General features: G+C 48.8%; 19 protein-coding genes, 1 pseudogene and 1 other annotated feature. Of the genes and pseudogenes, 15 read left to right on the top strand and 5 right to left on the bottom strand.

Going from position 1 to position 20,963, the window contains the following annotated elements:
* Positions 1-2 precede the first annotated feature (2 nt).
* Positions 3-434 (bottom strand): response regulator, encoded by a 432-nt coding sequence (locus B9A22_RS23490; protein WP_084578373.1) that lies wholly within the window; start codon positions 432-434, stop codon positions 3-5.
* A 159-nt stretch (positions 435-593) separates the two neighbouring features.
* On the opposite strand from B9A22_RS23490, the gene B9A22_RS23485 reads away from it, so the two are divergent.
* The 11 genes from B9A22_RS23485 (at position 594) to B9A22_RS23435 (ending at position 13,815) form a co-directional block, all read left to right on the top strand.
* Positions 594-1,868, top strand: a complete 1,275-nt coding sequence (locus B9A22_RS23485; RefSeq protein WP_084578372.1) for an exonuclease SbcCD subunit D — start codon at positions 594-596, stop codon at positions 1,866-1,868.
* A complete protein-coding gene (locus tag B9A22_RS23480; RefSeq protein ID WP_084578371.1) occupies positions 1,865-5,080 on the top strand; it encodes an AAA family ATPase in 3,216 nt (1,071 codons plus the stop codon). The genes B9A22_RS23485 and B9A22_RS23480 overlap by 4 nt, the downstream gene beginning before the upstream one ends.
* 47 nt (positions 5,081-5,127) lie before the next feature.
* The gene (locus B9A22_RS23475; protein ID WP_245824119.1) at positions 5,128-6,384 is read left to right on the top strand and encodes an exo-beta-N-acetylmuramidase NamZ family protein; all 1,257 of its coding nucleotides are present in this window, start codon (positions 5,128-5,130) and stop codon (positions 6,382-6,384) included.
* A 201-nt stretch (positions 6,385-6,585) separates the two neighbouring features.
* Positions 6,586-7,338, top strand: coding sequence for an MBL fold metallo-hydrolase (locus B9A22_RS23470; protein WP_084578370.1), 753 nt, complete (start codon positions 6,586-6,588; stop codon positions 7,336-7,338).
* Positions 7,339-7,360: 22 nt separating this feature from the next.
* Positions 7,361-8,245 carry a diacylglycerol/lipid kinase family protein gene (locus B9A22_RS23465; protein WP_084578369.1) on the top strand — a complete coding sequence of 295 codons (885 nt, stop codon included), beginning with the start codon at positions 7,361-7,363 and terminating at the stop codon, positions 8,243-8,245.
* Between the two features lie 15 nt (positions 8,246-8,260).
* Positions 8,261-8,734 (top strand): 8-oxo-dGTP diphosphatase, encoded by a 474-nt coding sequence (locus B9A22_RS23460; protein ID WP_084578368.1) that lies wholly within the window; start codon positions 8,261-8,263, stop codon positions 8,732-8,734.
* A gap of 196 nt (positions 8,735-8,930) precedes the next feature.
* Positions 8,931-9,194 (top strand) — a binding site (T-box leader).
* A gap of 116 nt (positions 9,195-9,310) precedes the next feature.
* Entirely contained in the window at positions 9,311-9,874 is a 564-nt protein-coding gene (locus B9A22_RS23455) for a tryptophan transporter (RefSeq protein WP_084578367.1), read from the top strand.
* Positions 9,875-9,877: 3 nt separating this feature from the next.
* Entirely contained in the window at positions 9,878-10,741 is an 864-nt protein-coding gene (locus tag B9A22_RS23450) for an energy-coupling factor ABC transporter ATP-binding protein (protein WP_084578366.1), read from the top strand.
* A complete protein-coding gene (locus B9A22_RS23445) occupies positions 10,734-11,561 on the top strand; it encodes an energy-coupling factor ABC transporter ATP-binding protein (protein WP_084578365.1) in 828 nt (275 codons plus the stop codon). Before B9A22_RS23450 ends, B9A22_RS23445 begins: the two co-directional genes overlap by 8 nt.
* A complete protein-coding gene (locus tag B9A22_RS23440; RefSeq protein ID WP_084578364.1) occupies positions 11,561-12,232 on the top strand; it encodes an energy-coupling factor transporter transmembrane component T family protein in 672 nt (223 codons plus the stop codon). The genes B9A22_RS23445 and B9A22_RS23440 overlap by 1 nt, the downstream gene beginning before the upstream one ends.
* Before the next feature lie 350 nt (positions 12,233-12,582).
* Positions 12,583-13,815, top strand: coding sequence for an LL-diaminopimelate aminotransferase (locus tag B9A22_RS23435; RefSeq protein ID WP_084578363.1), 1,233 nt, complete (start codon positions 12,583-12,585; stop codon positions 13,813-13,815).
* Positions 13,816-13,856: 41 nt separating this feature from the next.
* Here B9A22_RS23435 and B9A22_RS23430 read toward each other — a convergent pair whose 3' ends face one another.
* The 3 genes from B9A22_RS23430 to B9A22_RS23420 all read right to left on the bottom strand — a co-directional run bounded on the left by B9A22_RS23430 (position 13,857) and on the right by B9A22_RS23420 (position 16,353).
* Positions 13,857-14,360, bottom strand: a complete 504-nt coding sequence (locus B9A22_RS23430; protein ID WP_084578362.1) for a hypothetical protein — start codon at positions 14,358-14,360, stop codon at positions 13,857-13,859.
* Positions 14,361-14,376: 16 nt separating this feature from the next.
* On the bottom strand, positions 14,377-15,141 hold the full coding sequence (locus B9A22_RS23425; protein ID WP_084578361.1) for a hypothetical protein: 765 nt from the start codon (positions 15,139-15,141) through the stop codon (positions 14,377-14,379).
* A gap of 108 nt (positions 15,142-15,249) precedes the next feature.
* Positions 15,250-16,353 (bottom strand): efflux RND transporter periplasmic adaptor subunit, encoded by a 1,104-nt coding sequence (locus B9A22_RS23420; RefSeq protein ID WP_084578360.1) that lies wholly within the window; start codon positions 16,351-16,353, stop codon positions 15,250-15,252.
* Positions 16,354-16,736: 383 nt separating this feature from the next.
* Here B9A22_RS23420 and B9A22_RS26195 point away from each other — a divergent pair.
* Positions 16,737-17,132 (top strand): annotated as a pseudogene (locus B9A22_RS26195) (M23 family metallopeptidase); the annotation flags it as partial.
* A gap of 66 nt (positions 17,133-17,198) precedes the next feature.
* Here the strand turns inward: B9A22_RS26195 and B9A22_RS23410 are convergent.
* Positions 17,199-18,080 (bottom strand): LysR family transcriptional regulator, encoded by an 882-nt coding sequence (locus tag B9A22_RS23410; protein ID WP_084578358.1) that lies wholly within the window; start codon positions 18,078-18,080, stop codon positions 17,199-17,201.
* A gap of 133 nt (positions 18,081-18,213) precedes the next feature.
* On the opposite strand from B9A22_RS23410, the gene B9A22_RS23405 reads away from it, so the two are divergent.
* The 3 genes from B9A22_RS23405 to B9A22_RS23395 all read left to right on the top strand — a co-directional run.
* Complete coding sequence (locus B9A22_RS23405; protein WP_084578357.1) at positions 18,214-19,611, top strand: sodium:solute symporter family protein; 1,398 nt, start codon at positions 18,214-18,216, stop codon at positions 19,609-19,611.
* Between the two features lie 174 nt (positions 19,612-19,785).
* Positions 19,786-19,983, top strand: coding sequence for a hypothetical protein (locus B9A22_RS23400; RefSeq protein ID WP_084578356.1), 198 nt, complete (start codon positions 19,786-19,788; stop codon positions 19,981-19,983).
* A 217-nt stretch (positions 19,984-20,200) separates the two neighbouring features.
* Positions 20,201-20,963: histidine kinase N-terminal 7TM domain-containing protein (locus B9A22_RS23395; protein ID WP_139796365.1), on the top strand; the 763-nt coding region annotated here is incomplete at its 3' end.

Raw genomic sequence — 20,963 nt, 5'->3', positions numbered from 1 at the left:
TTTTACCTCCTTGCGGGCGGGAATTCGTTCAGTACCAGCCAATATAGGCCGAGTTGCTGGACGGCGGCAATAAACTGGTTAAAGTCAACCGGCTTACGAATATAGCTGTTTGCTCCTAACTGATAACTGTTGATCAAATCCTGTTCTTCGCGCGAAGAAGTGAGAATAATGACAGGCAATAATTTGGTACGCTCATCGGCACGTAACCGTTTAAGTACCTCTAAGCCGTCAATTTTAGGGAGCTTAAGATCAAGAAGAATTACCTGCGGCACACGGTTGTTATCTGAGTTGGGACCGAGCAAATAGTCGAGTGCTTCTGCACCGTCATGAGCAACAATGACCTGATTCATAATGTTATTTTTCTTGAGGGCTCGTAGTGTCAGCGCCTCATCGTCCGGGTTATCTTCGACCAGAAAAATGATTTTATCGCTCATGATGTCCTCCTTCGCAGGAATATCCTTCTTTTTGCAGATAATTCAACAAATACTGAGAAATATCCTGCCCCTGGAAAATTTTATTGTGAAGGAGTTTACCTTGGCCAAGGCGAAAATTCTTTCGAAAGACAAGCAGTGATCAATTAAAAGGAGTTACATATGCGAATTTTACATACAGCCGACTGGCATTTCGGCAAGACCATCGAAGGGCGGGATAGGCTGCCTGAGCAGATTGCTTTTGTAGAAGAATTATGTGGCATTTGCGTTGATGAGCGCATTGATTTGGTGCTGGTAGCCGGGGATGTATTCCAGAGTCCCAACCCCAGCGCAGCTGCAGAGGAACTGTTCTACTACGCAATTGACAGGCTGGCAGACCATGGCAGTCGGGGGGTTGTCGTTGTGGCTGGCAACCATGATAACCCAGACCGGTTATGTGCCGCATCGTCGCTGGCTGGTCGTTTAGGTATTACGCTGGTTGGCCTGCCTAAAGAAGAATTTGGACCTACCAGTTTGGGGGCTGGAAAAGTATATCGGGTAAATGGAGGTCAAGCCTGGCTGGAGCTGGCTGTGCCAGGGGTTGATTATACTGCAGTGATTGCAGCTCTGCCTTACCCGTCTGAGGGGCGTCTTAAGGAGATATTGGCTCAGTCGCTGGATGACAAAGAGTTGCGTCAGGGATATAATGACCGGTTGGCTGGATTGTTTAGTACACTCAATACCAAATATCGGACAGATACCGTTAATTTGGCTGTAAGCCACCTGTATGTCCGCGGCGGCATTGAATCAGACTCTGAGCATCAGATTCAGGTCGGAGGCGCGTATGCCGTAGACCCACTGGTGTTTCCGGATCAAGCCCAATATATTGCGCTTGGCCACTTGCATCGCCCGCAGTATGTCGGCGGGACACCAGCTCCCTGCCGGTATGCCGGGTCGCCGCTGGCTTATAGCTTCTCTGAAACCGGCTATGCTAAGTCGGTAACAATTGTCGATGTGCAACCTGGACAAGCTGCTGAGGTGCGTGAAGTGCCTTTGGCAGCAGGAAGACCGCTGGTCAGATGGCGGGCAGCTGGTGGTTTGGCTCAGGTACGGGAATGGGTGGACGCTGGACGGGATAAAAATGCCTGGATCGAGGTTGAACTGGAGATTAAGCAGGCGTTGGCCTTAGATGAAATTCAGGAGCTGCGAGCTATGCACTCAGGATTTGTCACAATAAGACCAGTGTTCCACATGCTTGATAATGACTTGGATAAACAACCGGCCAGGCTTAACAGTATGCCGCTTAATGAGCTGTTTGTCCGGTTTTATGAGCAGCAGAACGGCGGGCTTAAGCCTGATGAAAAACTGGTACAGATGTTCCTGGAATTGAGTCAGAGTATTTTGGCGAACGAAGATACCGACCCTCAGGATGACACTGGTGGGGAGGCTGCGACATGAAACCAATTACGCTGAAGATTGCCGGTCTTCATAGTTTCAGGGAAGAGCAGGAAATCCCCTTTGACCAGCTCTCGGAGCTAGGGGTTTTTGGTATCTTTGGGCCGACAGGCAGTGGTAAATCTTCGATATTAGATGCCATGACACTGGCCTTATACGGGACTGTGGTTAGAGCCGGACGCCGTACCCAGGGTATCTTAAATCATGCCGAAAAAAACGTAAAAGTGTCGTTTACTTTTTCGCTAGGGCAAGGCCGTGAGCGCCGTGTGTACCGGGTAGAACGACGTTATGCCCGTAAAGACCAGTTGGCTGTCAACAACACCCATAGCCGCCTGATTGCTGTCAGGGAGGACCAGGAAGAGGTCATGGCTGACAAAGACCGTGAGGTTACTGAGCAGATAACCGGGCTCTTAGGGCTTAAAGAGGAAGACTTTACCCGTGCCGTTGTGCTCCCACAGGGCAAGTTTGCTGAGTTCTTGAGCTTGGGTGGTAAAGAGCGGCGGGAAATGCTGCAACGCCTATTTTCCCTGGAGCAGTACGGGAATGTCCTGATTAATAAGGTAAATGACCATGTTAAATCAGCCGAAACAAGTTATATTGAAGTGGAAAGCGAGCAAAAAGGACTGGGCGATGCCTCTCCGGCCGCTGTTGCTAACGCGCAGGCAGTGCTAGTACTAGCCAGGCAGGCGGAAGAGCAGGCTGTAATGGAGTACAAGCTAGCCGAAGAGCAGTATAGTGAGGCTAAGGAGGTGTATAACCTCCAGAATGAAGTGGCGAAAAAGCAGGTTGAGCTTGCTGGTCACCGCCAGCAGCAGAGTGAAATAGAACAGACGGCAGCAGCCCTTGAGCTGGCGGAGCGGGCGGGCCGGGCAGCAGCCATTGCTGAAGAGTTTTCGACCAGCCAAACCACTGAAGAGACTGCGGCCACCGCTAAGCAGCAGGCATCAGAACGTGCCAACTTGCTAGCGGAGGAGGGCAAGAGACTTGATGCCGCCTACAATAATGCCAGGGAAGTCCGGTTGAAACGAGAACCTGAACTAATTGAACAACGAATAAGGTTAGAGGCTGCCAGGAAACTGGAGGAGCAGGTAAACCAACTGGCTGAGGATGTCGCTGTGTTAGCCGCACAGCAAAAAAAGCAGCAGATTGCCGCTAAAACGGCCAGTACGGTGTTGGAGCAGCAAGCTGGGCGCAGCCAAAGCCTGATAGACAGGATAAAAGAGTTTGAGCAGAAGGTAAGTGGAGCTAGTATTAGCGCTGGACAGCGGGCTAAAGTACAGGAATGTCTCGCCAGTGCCCAAGCCCTTATGCAAAACATGGCAGCTGCCGACAAGATTAAGCAGGCCGGTGTTCTGCGTAAGCAGCAGTTCGATGTGGCCGAGGCTGCAGCCAAGCAAGCTGAGGAGAATCGGCGGCAGGTTGAGCTGCGGTTAGGGACATTGGAAGCTGCAGAGGCCAAAGCGGCTGAAGCACAGCTAAAGGCAGCTTCAGCACAGCTAGACCAACTCCTGGCTAGTGAGCGGTTGGCTGCTGCAGCACGGCTTGCTGGAGAGTTGGTAGAAGGTAAGCCCTGCCCAGTATGCGGGTCAGGCAGCCATCCTCATCCGGCTACGTCAGAGCAGGGTGCCGATAAGGGCAACCATGCGCATTTTGAACAGGAAATTGCAGCAGCTAAAGAGCGGATTGCCAACCTGACCCAGACGTTGGCTGAGACAGGTAAGGCCGTAGCTGCTGAACGCCAACGCTTAGTAGAGGTTGGCGCGACTGCAGCAGGGCTTAGCCAGCAAGCAGCAACCGCTTTGGCTGAGGTTGAAAAAATCAGAGCCGAATATATTGAGGCAAGGGATGCAGTCAATGTTGTGTGCGAGCAACTGAATCAGGCACTCCAGGTGGCAGGGAAGAAGTTAGGCAGTGCTGTGAGTGCTGATACCGTGCTTGCGCATGTGCAGGAATTGGCTGCATATATTAGTAATCAGGACAAGTCAACTGAAGCATTGAATAAGCAGTTGGCTAGTCAGCGGCAAGAGTATGATTCCTGCCAGGCAGAAATCAACAGTCTGCAGCGCAGTGTCCAAGCGGCTGAGGCTGAATTGGCTGGGCTTACTGCCCGGGTAGACGCAGCTAATGAACATTTGGCTGCCAAACAACTGGAACTTGCTGCTATTACGCAGGGGATACCTGCAAGCCAGCTGTTGGCCCGGATCGCTCAGGCGCTTGAGCTGGTTCGCCGGGAGGAAAGTCTGGCCAAAGAAAGCGCTGAGCAGGTGGCAGAGGCGTTAGCAGCGGCTGAGCAGGCTCGGACACGGGCCGAAACCAGCTGGCTGGAGGCGGCAGAACGCAGGAAGACCCTGCAGGCACGGCTTTATGACAAGCTGACAGAGGAAGGCTTTGCTGATGTTAGCGCTATGACGGCAGCGCACATGCCAGCCGCGCGTCAAGAAGCTGGTCGTCGTCTGCTTAAGACCTACGCTGAAACCGAGCAACGGCTAATCGCCCAGTGTGAACAGCTGCTGGAGGCCTTGAAAGGCCGGCAGGTGACTGAGGCTGACTGGGAACAAAGTAAGCAAACGATGGCCCAAACGGAGGCTGGTAAGAATACGGCTACTCAGGAGCGGGTAGAGGCTGATAAGGAGTACCGCGACTTGTCGGTGAAGCACCAGCGCTGGTTAGAGCTTGAGACTGTGCGGCTTAGGCTAAAAGAACAGCGAGATTGTCTGCTGGCACTGCGAACGCTGCTGCGAGGCAATGTTTTTGTAGAATTTTTGGCTCAGGAGCAGATGGAACTGGTGGCCAGGCAGGCGTCAGAACGCCTAAAACAGATAACCCAGCACAGGTATGCGCTGGAACTAAATTCTGATGGCGGTTTTCTGATCCGCGATGATGCCAATGGTGGTGTTAAGCGCCCTGTGAGTACACTTTCAGGTGGAGAAACCTTCCAGACAGCGCTGGCACTGTCGCTGGCATTATCGGCGCAGATCCAGCTTAAAGGCAAGTATCCATTGGAATTCTTCTTCTTAGATGAGGGGTTTGGCTCGTTGGACCAGCATGCACTGGATGTAGCCATGTCAACCCTGGAAAAGCTGCATATCGAGCGTCTGACCATTGGCATCATCAGTCATGTAGCAGAGTTAAAACAGCGCATGCAGCGGCGACTGCTTGTTGATCCGGCTGAACCGGCTGGGCGAGGCAGTCGGGTGCGGGTTGAGGAGGCGTGAAGCAATTTCTTGCCTAATCGTAGTGCATATTTGAACGGAGGCTAGCTGTGCAATTTAAACAAGTCATTAGTATTTTTGCTATTATTCTAGTACTCACTGCGGCTTCTATGGGCAGCGCTGCTCCAGTCCACAAACAACAGGTGGAAAAGTTACAAAATCCTGTGAAAGTACGGTTAGGAATCGACAATCTTGACCGTCATCTGACTGTGTTCCAGGGAAAACGGGTAGGGCTTATTACCAACCAGACAGGGATGACTAGTGAGTTTCAAAGCACGATTGATGTCCTCAAAGCCAAAACCCAGTTGGTAGCGCTGTTCTCCCCTGAACACGGTATCAGGGGGCATGTTCCAGCTGGTGCCTCGGTAGGCAGCTATACGGATGAAAGTACCGGTGTACCTGTCTACAGTCTGTATGGCCAAAGCAAGCGGCCAACAGCTGAAATGCTAACAAATATTGATGTTTTGGCATTTGACATGCAGGATATTGGCGCCAGGTTCTATACCTACATGTATACTATGGCCTATGCTATGCAGAGCGCCAAAGAGCATGGCAAGACGTTTGTCGTGTTTGACCGGCCTAACCCAGTGGGTGGCGAAGTCGTTGAAGGTAATATTATTCAGCTTGGCTATGAGTCGTTTATCGGCCTGTATCCCATTCCGGCCAGGCATGGATTGACAATCGGTGAGCTGGCCCGGCTGATGAACAGTGAATATAACATTAATTGCGACCTGATTGTGATTCCCATGACAGGGTGGCAGCGCAGTATGCATTTTGGTGACACTGGGCTGCCATGGGTGATGACCTCACCGAATATCCCGACACCGGACACCGCGCTCGCTTATAGCGGGACAGGAATTTTCGGGGGGACTAATGTTTCCGAAGGAATTGGTACTACCCGGCCGTTTGAACTTGTGGGCGCGCCCTGGATTAACGCTGCCGAGCTGGCTGGACGCATGAATGCCGCCGGTCTTCCTGGCGTAGTGTTCCGGCCAGTGTATTTTACGCCAAGACAACCTGAGGTTAAACATCAGGGCCGCCTGTGCGGTGGTGTACAGATTCATGTTACTGACAAACAAGCCTTCCGTCCGGTGCGTACTGGTTTGTCGCTCCTGTATGTCATTAGCGAGATGGATGGCGGCAAGTTTTCCTTTAACCAGTCAGCCACAGCGGCTGCGTCAACCATCGATATTTATACCGGCGACAGCAATGTGCGCTGGGGAGCGCCACTGGACGTAATTCTGACTCAATGGGACGAAGCATCTGCACAGTTTAAGGAAATGTCGAAGAAATATTACCTATATTAGGCGAAGGGGGGAACCTAATCCAAGCGAGGGGTTAGGTTCTTTTCCCAAAATAAAAGATAGAATATATTTGTAAGCAAATAAAGAGTAAGCTGTATTTATCAAGGTATGCTATGTATGATGCTTAGATAATGCAGGGATGTGTGATTTTGTGGTATAATCTGGATAACAAATGCGAATAGTTCTGATAGGGGGAAATAGTACATGAAGATCAGGCACTTGAGGCATGCTACTTTTCACTTGTTGATGCAGGAGGTAACCTTTTTGGTTGACCCTGTTCTAAGTCCGGCTGAAGGCATGACACCGATTGATAATTCGCCTAACCAGCGGCGCAATCCGTTGGTAGAATTGCCTGTCAGTGCAGAGTTGGTGATGAAGGCTGATGCCTGTCTTGTTACCCATATGCATCGTGACCATTTTGACAGTGCTGCCGGCGAACTTTTGCCCAAAGCTATGTCGGTGTTTTGTCAGCCGGAAGATCTGGATAAACTAAAGCAACTGGGGTTTGAAGATGTACAGCCAGTTAATCCGGCTGCCACTTGGAAAGCGATAGCCATTGAGCGGACCGGTGGCCAGCATGGTACCGGGGAAATTGGGCAAAAGATGGCTCCGGTATCAGGCTATGTGCTTAACGCTGCTGGTGAGCCGACACTGTATATTGCCGGCGATACCATCTGGTGCCCTGAAGTAGCAGATTCCCTGGCAACGCATAAGCCTGAGGTCATTGTGCTGAATGGGGGCGCGGCCAGGTTCAACCAAGGTGACCCGATAACCATGGGGATGCAGGATATATTCCAGGTATGCAGGCATGCACCAGCAGCCAAAGTAGTTGTGCTGCATATGGAAGCCATTAATCATTGTCTTTTGACTAGGGCTGAGTTGAATGCATTTTTATCTCAGGAAGGTCTGGACAACAGGGTAACTGTTCCGGCTGACGGTCAATGGCTGGAATTCTAAAACTGACCCCTGGGGGAGTAGTATGAAAAGGTATGTACTAATTTATAATCCGGTATCAGGGGATGGCAGATTCAAGTCCAGATTGGATGAGGTCATTGAATTCCTGCAATTGTCAGGCGGTATGGTATTGCCGTTCCGTACCAGGTATAAAGGCGATATCCGGCCATTTATCAGCAAGGCCAAAGAGTTTGCTGCTGATGGGTTTATTGTAGCTGGTGGTGATGGCACAGTGCATGAAGTCATTAACGCCATGCTGACCGAGGAAGTCGATGTTCCGCTGGGGATTATTCCGAGTGGGACATGTAATGATTTTGCCAGTCACTTGAATTTTGGCAAAGATTTGCCGAGGTGCTTGAGTGCTGTTGTGGGCGGCTTGTGGCGGACGGTTGATGTCGGTAGTGTCAATGGTGAATACTTCCTTAATGTAGCCAGCGCCGGACTGTTGACCGCGGTTGCCCATAGTGTTGACACTTCACTTAAAAACACGTTAGGCCGGATGGCCTATTATTTCAAAGGGCTAGGAGAGCTGCCGAGTTTTCGTTCACTTCATATAAAAATTACAGCAGACGGCCAGGTGATTGAGGATGATATCCTACTTTTTCTGGTGATGAATAGTGGCATGGTGGGGAGTTTCCCTACGCTGGCCCCTGAAGCCAAGATTGATGACGGTAAGCTTGATTTACTCATTGTCAACAAATGCAGCATCTCGGAGCTGATGGGTTTGTTCATTAGCATTTTTGCCGGGCGTCACACATCAAGCAGTCATATCCAGCATCTGCAGGCAGCAAATATTTTTATTGAATGTAATGAATCAGTGGAAAGCGATCTGGACGGTGAGCTCGGGCCGCTGCTGCCACTTACGATTTCGACTGTTAGTAATAAGCTTAAAGTTTTTCGGCTACCGTAAAAAAGGGGGATTAGTTTGCGTTCAACAACATTATGCTTGCCGATTCAGGGCAATCCGGCTGAGCGTATTTTACTCGGAATGAAAAAGACAGGATTTGGCCACGGTAAGTACAACGGCTTTGGCGGAAAAATCGAGAATGGAGAAACGCCAACCGCCGCTGCTGTGCGCGAGCTGGTGGAAGAATGCGGTATAGCGGTAAAGGAAGCTGACCTTGAGTATATGGGCCAACTGATGTTTATTTTTCCAGCTAATCCTGAGCTTGACCACGATGTGCACTTGTATGTCGTGCGCAATTGGCAGGGCGAGCCGGGGGAAACTGCTGAGATGAAGCCAGCATGGTTTGATGTGGCAGATATACCCTATAAGGATATGTGGGCTGATGACAGCTACTGGATGCCAGCAGTGCTCAAAGGCAAAAAAGTCAACGGCGAGGTCATTTTTGCTGATGATAATGAGGAAGTTGACGGTATTACCATTCGGACAGAATAGTAAATTGTAAAAATGTAATTGACAGACGGCCTCATCTTTTGCTATACTTTGCACAAATAGACAATAAAATAATAGGCTGATTAGAAATGCTTAGATGCTAGGCACGACGAGCATTCGACCGGAGGCGTACTGAGAGAAGTACGTTGCAGGGAGAACGCGCAGGAGTAACAACGCAGATGAGCGTTTATAAGTAGCCGTAAAGTCGATGACTAGGAAGAGTACACATAGCTAGAGAGCCACAGCGAGCCAACGGTAGTGGGAGTTTGGCGCCGCTCAGCATGTCGAATGGGCCTAGGAGATACAGTCTGAGCCGTGAGTAACGGGGTAGGCACTGTCGGGGGTCTTCCGCCGTTACCAGGAAGCAGGTATCGGACGATTTGTCCTGTACTTAGATTTGAGCCGGGCCAGAGTATTCTGGTCAACTAGGGTGGCACCGCGGGTATTATACCCCGTCCCTTAAGTCATACAGTGAGTGTATGACTTAAGGGACGGGGTTTTTGTTTATTTTGTGCCTAACATTTTAGAATTGCAGATAAGCTTCAAGATTTTTAAGAACAAAATGAGGAGGAGTTTAACGTGGAAACCAAGCAGCAACAAGAATTAGTTACAATTAAGACAGGACAAGAGGGCCGATTCCGCTGGGTGGCTGTCACGGCGCTACTCCTGGCGATTGGTGTTATCTTAAAAATAGTCACGCCGGCCATTGCCGGTATTACTCCCAACTGGTTGATTGCCATGTACTGTATTGCCATTAATCTCACTCGCGTCAGTGTTAAGCAGGCTGCTGGTATTGGCCTGGTAACAGGTGCCATCTCCATTCCTATCTCCAAGGCAGCGCTGCCGTATGCTAACTTCGTTAGTGAGCCGGTTGGTGCTGTGGTCTGTGCACTCCTTGTCCATATGTCAATGAGCCTGACTATTGGGAGTATCAACCTGCGTCCAGCGATTACGGCAGGTATTAGTACCGTCGCCAGCGGCTTTACCTTTATTACTATTCTCAAAGTTGTTTTATCACTGCCAATGGCAGTTTACCTATATGGCATGCTTCCAGTTGTTTTAACAGTTGCCGCGATTAATATGGTCATTACCCAGCTCTTATACTTCCCGGCGAAAAGGCTGTTTGGCGGCAAGGAGGGGTAGGCTATGGCAGCTGTTGAATTCGAAAATTTTTCTTACGCGTATCCCGACTGCAGTGTAGTGCTTGATAATATAACGCTATCGGTTCCCAGAGGTTCATTTACCGTTATTACCGGCCCCAGCGCAGCGGGTAAGACGACCCTGGCTCTTGCGATTGCCGGTGTTGTGCCCCATTATTTTGGTGGACGGCAAGGCGGCAGTGTACGGGTTGGCGGCGTTAATTCCTCTGAGAGCAGTATGGGCGAATTAGCTGAGCAGGTGGGTACAGTACTGGCAGACTATGAAAGCCAACTTGTGGCCATGACGGTAGCTGAAGAAGTGGCTTTTGGTCTGGAGACATCCGGTTTTAGCCGCAGTGAAATTAATAAGCAGGTAAGCCTGGCGCTAGCCAAGGTAGGGCTTGCCGGGATGGAAGAATGCCAGGTAGCTGGTCTGTCAGGCGGACAAAAGCAACGGTTGGCTATCGCCTCGGTGTTGGTAATGTCGCCAGATATCCTGGTACTTGATGAACCGGCATCAGCCCTTGATCCTGAGGGTGCAGCCGGAATTTATGAACTGCTCTCTGACCTCAACCATCAGGGAAAGACGGTGATTGTGGTTGAACATCAATTGGCGCGGGTTCTGCCGTACGCCAGTCAAGTTGTCGTGATGCAGGGCGGGAGCCTCAAATTTACCGGTGAATTAAGCCAGACGCTTGAGTTTATGTGGCAGCAGCCTGCGCTTAAGCTGGGGGTACCGTCATTATGGGCGATAAAGTTGACACTTGAGCAGGAAACAGGACAAAAGTTTGGTGTTTGGCAGACTGAAAGTCAGGCAGCCGCGGAACTAAACCGGCTTACGTGTATAAAAGGGGTGGCCAGAAGTGCCTGAAACACTCTTAACCATACAAAAGATCATATATAACTATAGCAGTGGCAAGCGGGCACTTGACAGTGTTGACTTTACTGTGGCAGCAGGTGAATTTGTAGCTTTGGCCGGACGCAATGGCAGCGGCAAGACAACGCTGACCCGCCTGGCAATGGCTTTGTTAAAACCAACCGGCGGCAGTATCCACTTTCAGGGAAAAAATACGGCAGCTATGACGCCAGCCGACATGGCCCGCAGTATTGGCTATGTGTTTCAAAACCCTGACAGGCAGATTTTTCGGGAGACTGTCGCCCAAGAAGTCTCCTATGGACCTGAACAGCTTGGCTTTAGCCCGGAGGCTATTAACGAGTCTGTTGCCTGGGCATTAAACATGACTGGCCTAACAGAATTGGCAGGTAACTTTCCCCGAACACTCAGCCGGGGCCAAAAACAGAAAGTGGCAATTGCCTCAGCCATTGCCATGAAACCGCAAGTACTAATCCTGGATGAGCCGACAAGCGGCCAGGACCCCTGGGAAGCTCAAACCCTGATGGAACTCTTAACCGATCTGAATCAACAAGGGATTACAATTATCCTGGTTACCCATGATATGGAACTTATTGCCCAGTATGCCGCACGGGTTGTCGTACTGGAACAAGGACATAAAGTATTTGATGGCATACCAGCGGGTCTGTTTGACGGCAGTCAGGATATTGGGGCGTGGGGCCTAATGCCACCCGCGGTTTTATCTCTCAGCCAGCAGCTTACCGGCGTTGAGGCAAATTGTGCGGCTGACTTAGTGGAACTGCTTGGTTCGGCGATCAAACGAAGGAGGGAACATTAATGCCTAAGTTTGCACCGCTTACCAAACTAATTTTAACAGCGGCTGTGTCGGTATGGGCGCTGCTCATCCCCACCGTGACAGGCCAGGCGGCCTTGGTTGGAGGGCAACTGCTCTTGCTTGTGCTCTATCGTCCGTCAGCCAAGCACTTTAAAGGGGCCTTCGGCTTGGCCATGTTTGCCGTGATGTTAGCCGCACTTCAGTATGTGTTTGGCAGTACGGTAGAGTTTTCGGTGATGACAGGGTTAAAAATGCTGGCTATGTCGTTGATTTTCATATTTTTATTAGCTACCACCCGCCTGCAGGATTTGACGGCAGCCTTGGTTAGCCAGTGCCGGATTCCTTATGAATATGCATTTATGTTTACTTCGGCCTTGCGGTTTGTCCCGGATTTTCTTGAAGAAAGCCAGGCCGTCCGCGAGGCTCAAGCCTGCAGAGGTTACGTTTTTCGCGGCAGCCCGCTTAAACGGCTGATGGACTATGTCGCCATTGTTGAGCCACTTGTCCTGCGGGCGGTGTCCCGTTCAGAGACCATGGCTATGAGCCTTGAACTCAGAGGGTTTGGCAGCCGGGGCCGGCGGCAGTTTACTGCCGATGTTGGGCTGAGTACGAATGACTATGCTGCCATGGTGCTCATGCTGGTGCTAACGATAGGGCTTGCGATGTTGCGCTAATAATTGTTGCTGCCACCGGGAAGATTGCGGGGCAGCAACGATTTTTTTGCTTAGCCATGAAGGAAAAATATACATGTAGCAGAATATAATACCAAATATCAGCGAGTAACTGCTAGTACCATGCGTCGCTTAAAACATGAGATTAGTTTGCAAGGATCTTTTCGCACTGCAAGGCGGAGGAGCCGCGCATATCGGACATATGTAAGGCGACGACAACGCCGCAGTACGGAAAAAGACTGCAAAATAAGCCATGTCTTTAGGTGACGCATGGTACTACTGCATTGACCCTGGAATTTTGGGGAACAATTAAAAATCTGACAAATTATTGAAACCAGGAGGCGTCTCAAAGCATGGCTTTAATTAACGAAAACTATCTAAAATTGCCTGGAAGCTATTTATTTGCTGAAATAGCAAAACGTGTAACCAAATTTAAAGACGATAATCCCAGCGCCAATATCATCAGACTTGGTATCGGGGATGTAACTAAACCTTTGCCTGAGGCCGTAATCAAAGGGTTGCATGCGGCTGTCGATGAAATGGCTGATGCCAAGACCTTCCGTGGCTATGGCCCTGAGCAAGGCTATGCCTTCTTAATTGAAAAAATCATTAAAACTGATTATGAGACACTGGGCGTAAAACTGGATGTTGATGAAGTTTTTGTAAGCGACGGCTCCAAAAGCGATGTTGGCAATATCCAGGAAATCTTCGGTGTGGACAACAAAGTAGCTATCACCGACCCGGTGTACCCGGTGTATCTTGACACTAATGTCATGGCTGGCCGTACTGGTCAGGTCAGCGGCGGTAAGTTTGCCGGTGTAACCTACCTGACTTGCAATGCTGAAAATAACTTCATTCCGGCCTTGCCTGAGGAAAAGGCAGATATCATCTACCTGTGCTATCCTAACAACCCGACAGGCACAACGCTGTCGAAGCAAGAACTGAAAAAATGGGTTGATTATGCTAAAGCCAACGGCTCAATCATCCTGTATGATGCCGCCTATGAAGCCTACATTCAGGAACCAGGCATTCCACACAGTATTTATGAAATTGAAGGCGCTAAAGATGTGGCTATCGAGTTTAGAACCTTCTCGAAGAACGCAGGCTTTACCGGCACTCGCTGCGCCTTTACGGTAGTGCCGAAATCGGTCATGGCCTACACGGCTGACGGTAGCCAATATCCTTTAAACAAACTGTGGAATCGCCGTCAAACTACCAAGTTTAATGGCGTACCCTACATTATTCAAAAAGGCGCTGAGGCGGTATACACTACGGAAGGCCAGCAACAGATCAAAGATCTGATTAACTACTATATGGCCAACGCCAAGACCATCCGCGAAGGCCTAAAGAGCATTGGTCTGGACGTTTTCGGCGGTGTCAACGCACCTTATATCTGGCTTAAAACACCACAAGGCTATGATTCCTGGTCCTTCTTTGACAAACTGTTAACAGATGCCCATATTGTCGGCACCCCAGGTGCCGGCTTCGGTCCGGCTGGTGAAGGTTACTTCCGGCTTACCGCATTCGGCAGCCAGGAGAGCACTAAGGAAGCCATCGAGCGTATTAAGAGCAAGTTAAGCTTATAACAGTTGAAAAAAGTGAGATTGCTGCGCAAGTTGCAGCAATCTCACTTTTGTTTTCCTAGATCCTTGACATTAGGGGATGGGGTTAACGCCTCATTGGAGTGCCTTGCAAGACCTAAGGCTTGATGCTCCTCGAGAATTTTTTCAACTGCTTCGGCTTGTGCCACTTCACAGCGGACCATAAGCATTACCGGTATTGGATTGCTCCGTTCCTCAGACTTAATATTTCTTGTTGTTATAACCCAGTCCACAGCCAGACCAATAACAGCTCCTGAAAGCAGCCCTAATAAACCACAGATAATCGGCCCCAAATAATACACAGATCCATAAACTACTCCAAGCAGCATACCTACTGTGCCCAGTAAGGCCGCTCCGTCAAGGACACTAAAGCCATCGGCTCGGTATACCTTGTCAAATACTGTAACTTGCCGTGTGGTTTTTTGCAATGGTACAGCTAAAATGTGTTTTTCTGTAAGCCCCAGTCTTGTCAAATCAGATATCGCAATTTCTAATAGAGCGCTCTGCTCGAATGAAGCGAAGATATACATTGATCCTCCCAAACCATTACATAGGCATGGTATACTCTGAATCCATATAATTCTGTTTTAAATATCGGGCCTGTTCGGCCTCGTAATACTTGTTCAGTTCTACCAGCCCTGCATATGAGGCGTAAGCTGAATAACCATATATGGATGGTATAAATAATAACCAATCATAATCAACAACTGACCTGGCCTTATCAAAATCACCGAATAAAGAAAACTCAATTGCTTCGCAAACGTGTGACAAATAGGCAAATACTATCGTCCAGGTCAAAATAACAAACCCCTCAGCTATTTTCTTAGTGTAAAGATGACCCAAGCCTGGAGTTAATAGTGACCACATGATGGCAAGCAATGGTTTGCGTTTCTTAGCATAGCCGACTTCCAAAGCAGTAAATTTAGCAGGGACAATCGGGGAATCCTCACGCTCAGCTAAAATATAATACTTATTTTGTTCTATAGTCTCGGAATAGCTGTCCCATATTGCATATACATAAACTGCCGCATAAAGGAGTAGCCACCTATGGTCCACAATTTCTCTAGCCTCTTGAAATCTCCCTGTAAATGAAAGGAGTATTGCTGAGTTAATGTGGGCCTGCCTATTAACGATAAACTCCCATAGCATTAGAACAAAGCCTTTAAAATGATTACTTATCAGTAAATGACCAAAACCTGGAAGGGCGGCAGACCACCACGCAGACACCCAAGGATTTCGCAGATGCGTTCCTACTGCTCCAAGCGTAGTTAAGGTCCCTTTTGGGTGGCGTGGATTTTGATTTTTACTCATTTAGAACCCTGCCATTTCGTCAATGTGTCAGTAACTATTCTTTCCATTGTTTATATTAATATAAGTCTAATGCTTGGATATACGCATTTTACAAGGGAGAGAATTGCTTTACTGCACCACTGTGATAGCATCGCCATTTCTCAAGTCTTTTGTGTTATTTGTGATGACCATACTTTGCTGAGGGAGGTTAGAGGTGATTTCTGTCAAATCGCCAATGGCTTCCCCGGTTGTTATTTGATGGAGCATTGCTTTACCATTGGTTGCGAGGTAGATAAAAGCCCGACCCTGATTGTCTTGGGATATTGATGCTGAGGGGACTGCAGGAACCATGGCAGATGTACCTGTATCGATGTGAACATTAATGGACATACCAGACTTTAGTAACCCGGCTGGATTAGTAATGAGTTTGATATGGGCAAGAAAGGAAGGGCTCTGGCTAGCATCTATCTGGGGATAGATGCTAGAAACCTGACCTACTATAGTTTGTTGCGCTGCTTCTAACGCAGCTGGCGTGCCTAAATGGACCAGATACAAATCATTTTGGTCAAGACGGACGACAACCTCAACTTCTTGACCACTTCCTAAAGATAGCAGCTGCTGACCGGCCTGCACCGTCTTCCCTGGAGCAACAGATAGACCGGTCACGATGCCGTTGATCGGTGCGGTGATCGTGGCGGTGCCGTTTATGGTAGCGTTAGCGGCGGAGATAGTTTGCTGGGTGTTGGACAAGCTATCTTTTGCTGCTTGTAGCTGGGTAGTGGCACTATCCAATTGCCGTTTGGAAATACCCCCGATTTCGAACAATTTTTGATATCGGTTAAATTCTTTTAAGGCATTATCATAATTGGCTTGCGCCTGCTGAGAAGTTTGATTTACCGTTGGTTCAGAAGTTACCTGGAGCTTAAGTAGCGGCTGACCGGCTTTGACTGCTTGGCCTGCTGTTACGTATAGTTCACTGAGTTGACCGGAAAATTCGGCATTTATAGGGACAACTGTTGAGCTTTCTACGGAACCTGTCCGAACGAGCTGGATTGGTTTATTTATAGCACCCACCGGTACTGCTGTTATGCTTATCGGCGTTCGAGGGCTAATGTGCTGGTTCCAAAGTGAAACTGGAAGTAGGTTATGACCGGTAGCTAACAGTAGTGCTAATGTAAATAAAAGTGCGGATAGTACAGTGAACATGCGATATTTATGTCGGATTTTTTTCACATAGATCACCTCCAAGAATGATAGGGTAACAGCTACTATGTTCTCACTTTTCACTCTTTGCGTCAAGTGTTGACGCAAAGAGTGGAATTTCCGCTATAATGTAGATAGACAGGGATCGCAAGGGAGGCAATACAGGTATGCGTATTCCACATGTAATGGATATTAAGCAGAAAGTCGGCAATTGGCGGTTGAAAAGTAGTTCTGCAAAATGGATTGTTTCGCTAGTGTGCTTACTTAGCATAGTTTTTGTGGGGATTTCAGTGAAACATTACCAGGCACTTAGTGCGGGCGGTGGCGCACCAACTGAGTTTGAACCTATCCAGCCTAGTGAGGGTGAACAGGTTCAAGCTATTGAAACAATGGCCAGAAGCAAGGATAAATTGGCGACTAAGCCTTCCATCTGGCCGGTAAGCGGAGCGGTGACCTCTGTTTATGGCTGGCGTAATTCGCCTTGGGGCAGTGGCAGTGAATTACATCCGGGAATTGATATTGCTAACAATCTGGATACACCGATTGTCGCTACTGCTGATGGTGAGGTGGTTCGAAGCGAATGGTCTGAAGGCTATGGCAACATTGTTCAAATTGATCATGGCAATAACGTTTCAACTATTTATGGGCACAATTCTCGCATCGTAGTAAAAGTCGGACAAAGTGTAAGAAAAGGTCAAGTCATTGCTTATCTTGGCAGCACCGGGAAAAGTACAGGTCCACATGTTCACTATGAAATCAGAGTAAATGGCACTGCTGTTGATCCTATAAGTTATCTGGTTTTATATTAAGTGGCGCGCGTCAAAAGCATTATAAATACTTAGCCGATGGGAGGCGTCTCGGCTGCCTATTATACTTCATACCTTCATGGAAGCGAACAAGGATAAAAAGTGGCGCGCCGTTGTTGAGAGAAAGCGATTGCGAACCCAGATAAGGGCGGCTGCTGTTTCGAGCGCAGGATTAACAATGGCTTTGGTGACTAGGTTGGCGCTGGGAACAAGACTGACTGCCGAGCGAGGGACTACGGCAATGCCGATATCGGCAGCTGCCCAAGCTAACAGGGGCAGAACATCATCACTTTCGCAAAGAATCTCAGGCGCAAAACCTGCTTGCTGGCAGTGCTCTGTCAGCATTTTTTCATATTTGCGATGAATCATTAGTGGCTTACCTGCCAACTCTGCCAGGCTGATCTCAGGCGAGTCACCGTCAAGGCTGTTGCTATTCCCGGCTTTGAAAGCAATGACCAGGGGTTCGTGCGGTAGTTCAATGGACTCATAAATTTCGGTATCAAAAGGAACTCGTACCATGCCGATGTCCACAATGCCTTTGTCGAGGAGTTCTGTGATGCGCCGGCTTTCTCCTTCCCGTAAGCGAAACAGCACATGGGGGTAGCGGTCTCTGAATACCCGGATTAGATCAGGTAAAAGTGTGACCCAGGAGGAGGTAACAGCGCCAATTGACAGGGTGCCACGCAGCCCTGTCTCGAACTCTTTCAGTTCTTTAATCGTGTTTGTCGTTAGTTCCAGTATTTGTTCAGCCCGGTGCCGCAGCAGATTACCGGCTTCGGTTACTTTTACTCTGCGCCTGCCGCGTTCGAATAGTTGAACCCCAAGCTGGGTTTCTAGTTGTTTCATTTGCCTGCTGAGCGGTGGCTGCGCAATATGCAGGCGTTTTGCGGCAGCGGTTATACTTCCCTCTTCGACAATAGCCAGGAAGTACTCCATGTCTTGGATGTTCATGATAGACCCTCCAGCAATACCTAAATGATATAGTAAGCGGTTATATTCGGTATTTTACGTATGGTAATAGACTTGTTACAATCATACGTAAGAACTGTAGTTTTAGTCAACGGTATTTTGCGGAGGGGCAACTATGAATTTTAGTTTGGTACATTTGATTGGCTTTTTGGCCACACTTATGATAGTTTTTGCGATTGGCATCTATTCGGCGCGCCGGGTAAAATCGGCAGAATCATTCAGTCTCGGCGGACGTTCGGCAGGGGCAGCGATCGTTTCGGGAACGATTGCCGGTACAATCATTGGTGGTGCCGCTACCATCGGTACAACGCAGCTCGCGTATTCAGCTGGGTTATCAGCATGGTGGTTTACACTTGGGTCTGGTATTGGCTTTCTGGTGATGGGGATTTTCTATGCAAGCCCGCTGCGCAATACAGGGCTTGAAACCATTTCTCAGTATCTTGTCTTGAACTATGGCCGGCCGATGGGGCCTTTGACCAGTGTTATTTCGTCAGTGGGGATTTTCTTCAGCATAGTGGCAAGTAGCTTGTCGGGGATTCATTTGTTAGCAACGCTCTTTGGGTTTGCGTCATGGCAAGCGGCTGTGGTTACCGTTTTTCTGGTTGCAGCTTATGTTTTTTGGGGTGGTATGCAGGGAACAGGCCTATCTGGTCTAATGAAGGTGGCGATCATCTATGTAACGCTATTTTCTGCAGGCTGGTATGCTTTTCAGTCTTTGCAGCAATTGCCCAGCCTGGAGACGGCGTTTCCCTCATCTACGTGGTTTAGCCTGTTTGGGGCTGATGTGTGGGGCGGTCTTGGTAATGTGTTCTCGCTTGTTGTCGGTATTGTCTGCACCCAGACTTATATCCAGGCAATATTTGCGGCGCGTGATTCGCAGACTGCCCTGATTGGTACGTGTACGGCTGCGGTGATAACCATACCGGTAGGATTGCCGTCTGTGGCAGTTGGCATGTTCATGCGGGTCAACTATCCTGATATTTTGCCGATTGATGCACTACCAATGTATATGCTAAATCATATGCCTGCCTGGCTTGGTGGTATTGGCCTTGCCGGACTCTTAATCTCGGTCGTGGGTTCGATTGCTGGTCTTTTGCTGGGAATTGCCACCATGGTTGCACGCGATATCTTTCATGGGGTATTTGGTGTTAGTGACAGCCGCAACTTACTCTGGATTAATCGAACAACCATTGTCATGGTGGCGTTTTGCGCCATGCTGACAGCACTGGCTAACCTGCAGTCATTTGTGTTGAGCTGGAACTATTTATCAATGGCTTTGCGTGGTGCAGGCGTATTTTTACCGTTAACTCTGGCCGTATTTTTGCCAGGAGTTTTAAAGAAAAAATGGGCAATTTCCTCGATGGTATTGAGTACGCTGTTCGCTATTACTGGCTATTCCCTACTGGCGCTTTCTGTCAATCCGCTATACACCGGCATGGCGGCAAGCTTGTTAATTATTTTGCTGGGGAGTTGTTTTTCCTGGTTTACGCAGAGGAAGCATGCGCTTGACTAGCTGCCTGTAGTCTTGTATATGAAAGCAACCGGACGTTGAAAAAGTGAGATTGCCACGCAAGTTGCGGCAATCTCACTTTTTGTGTGATGACACGATGCTGGGGGCTTAATAAATTTAGCGATTGTACGATCTAACAGTATAAGGGTTAATTTTTACAAAAAGGAGAGGTATTCCATGGAGCGGAAAGCGACTTCGATTCAGCCAGTTGAGAGGCTAGAGAGAATCTCCCCGGTAGTTCCCATTCGTTCCTTTAAACCGCTTCCAGACCAAAGCGAGCTAAGAAAAAAGAATCGGCTGAAAAACCAGCAATTAACTAATGAAAACGAGAACCGAGCAAACCGGAAGGCTGGGTCAATAGATATTAAAGCTTAGAGACTTCAGGCTCTTTTTTCATACTAAATGGTATACTAGGGGTTCCGTGGGCGTGCCCCTGAGAACGACTCCAATTATTAGAAGGGTACTCAAAAGTGAGCGGTTAACAGCTAATTGCTCCCTCCTGCCCTAGTTTTCTTGTATTTTCTAAGAAGGAATTACAATATGTTTCAAGAACATACATAAAACACCTTGTTTTCCAGGAGGATACTCCATAATGGAAATAGCTTTACCCCGGCTTTCCGGTATCGGACTGCATCTGTTTGTAATTATAATACTGGTGGCATTGGCGGCATATCTGTGCCATTATCGCAAAACACCAGGTGTCCTGCCCCTGATAGCTTCTTTGGGAGCCAGAGTTCTTTGGTTAACCTGTATTGTGATGTTTTCTGTAAGCTCCAGCTTACATTGGCAGCTTGTCTGGAATAAACTGGCATTTCTGAGTGGCTATATTCTTGTTCCGAGCTGGTTTGTGTTTATCCTGCAAGTTTCCGGCTGGGGGAGCTGGCTTACCTGGCACAGGCTGGTGGCGATTATCTTTGCACCGGCAGTTACTATCTTGATCATCTTTACCAACGAATGGCATGGCTGGTTTACGGTGCGCGGAATACTGCACTGGCTGATGCTGGACTATAATTATTTACTGGCGCTGGTCTGTTGGTATATTAACCTTCAGTGGATCAGACAATCGTCAGGGTTACGCCGCAGGCAGGCCGTAATCATAGCGATTGGCCCGCTTTTTAGTTTTTCCGGACAAGTCACCGGCCTTTTCAGTCAATGGGTGTACGCCCCAATGCTATTGCCGGTGGGCTTTTTACTGTCCGCTCTGATTTGGTGTTGGGCATTGCTCCACTGGCGGACCCTCAACATTATACCCATTGCCAAGGATACCGTGATTACTAATATGGGCGATGGTTTTGCGGTGGTGGATAACCAGGGCTATATCTATGAACTGAATCCTGCCGCCGCCGCGATGCTTG

Source organism: Sporomusa malonica (assembly GCF_900176355.1).
GTDB lineage: Bacteria > Bacillota > Negativicutes > Sporomusales > Sporomusaceae > Sporomusa > Sporomusa malonica.
Note: the sequence above shows the minus strand (reverse complement) of the source record. Positions and strands in the feature narration are given on the sequence as shown.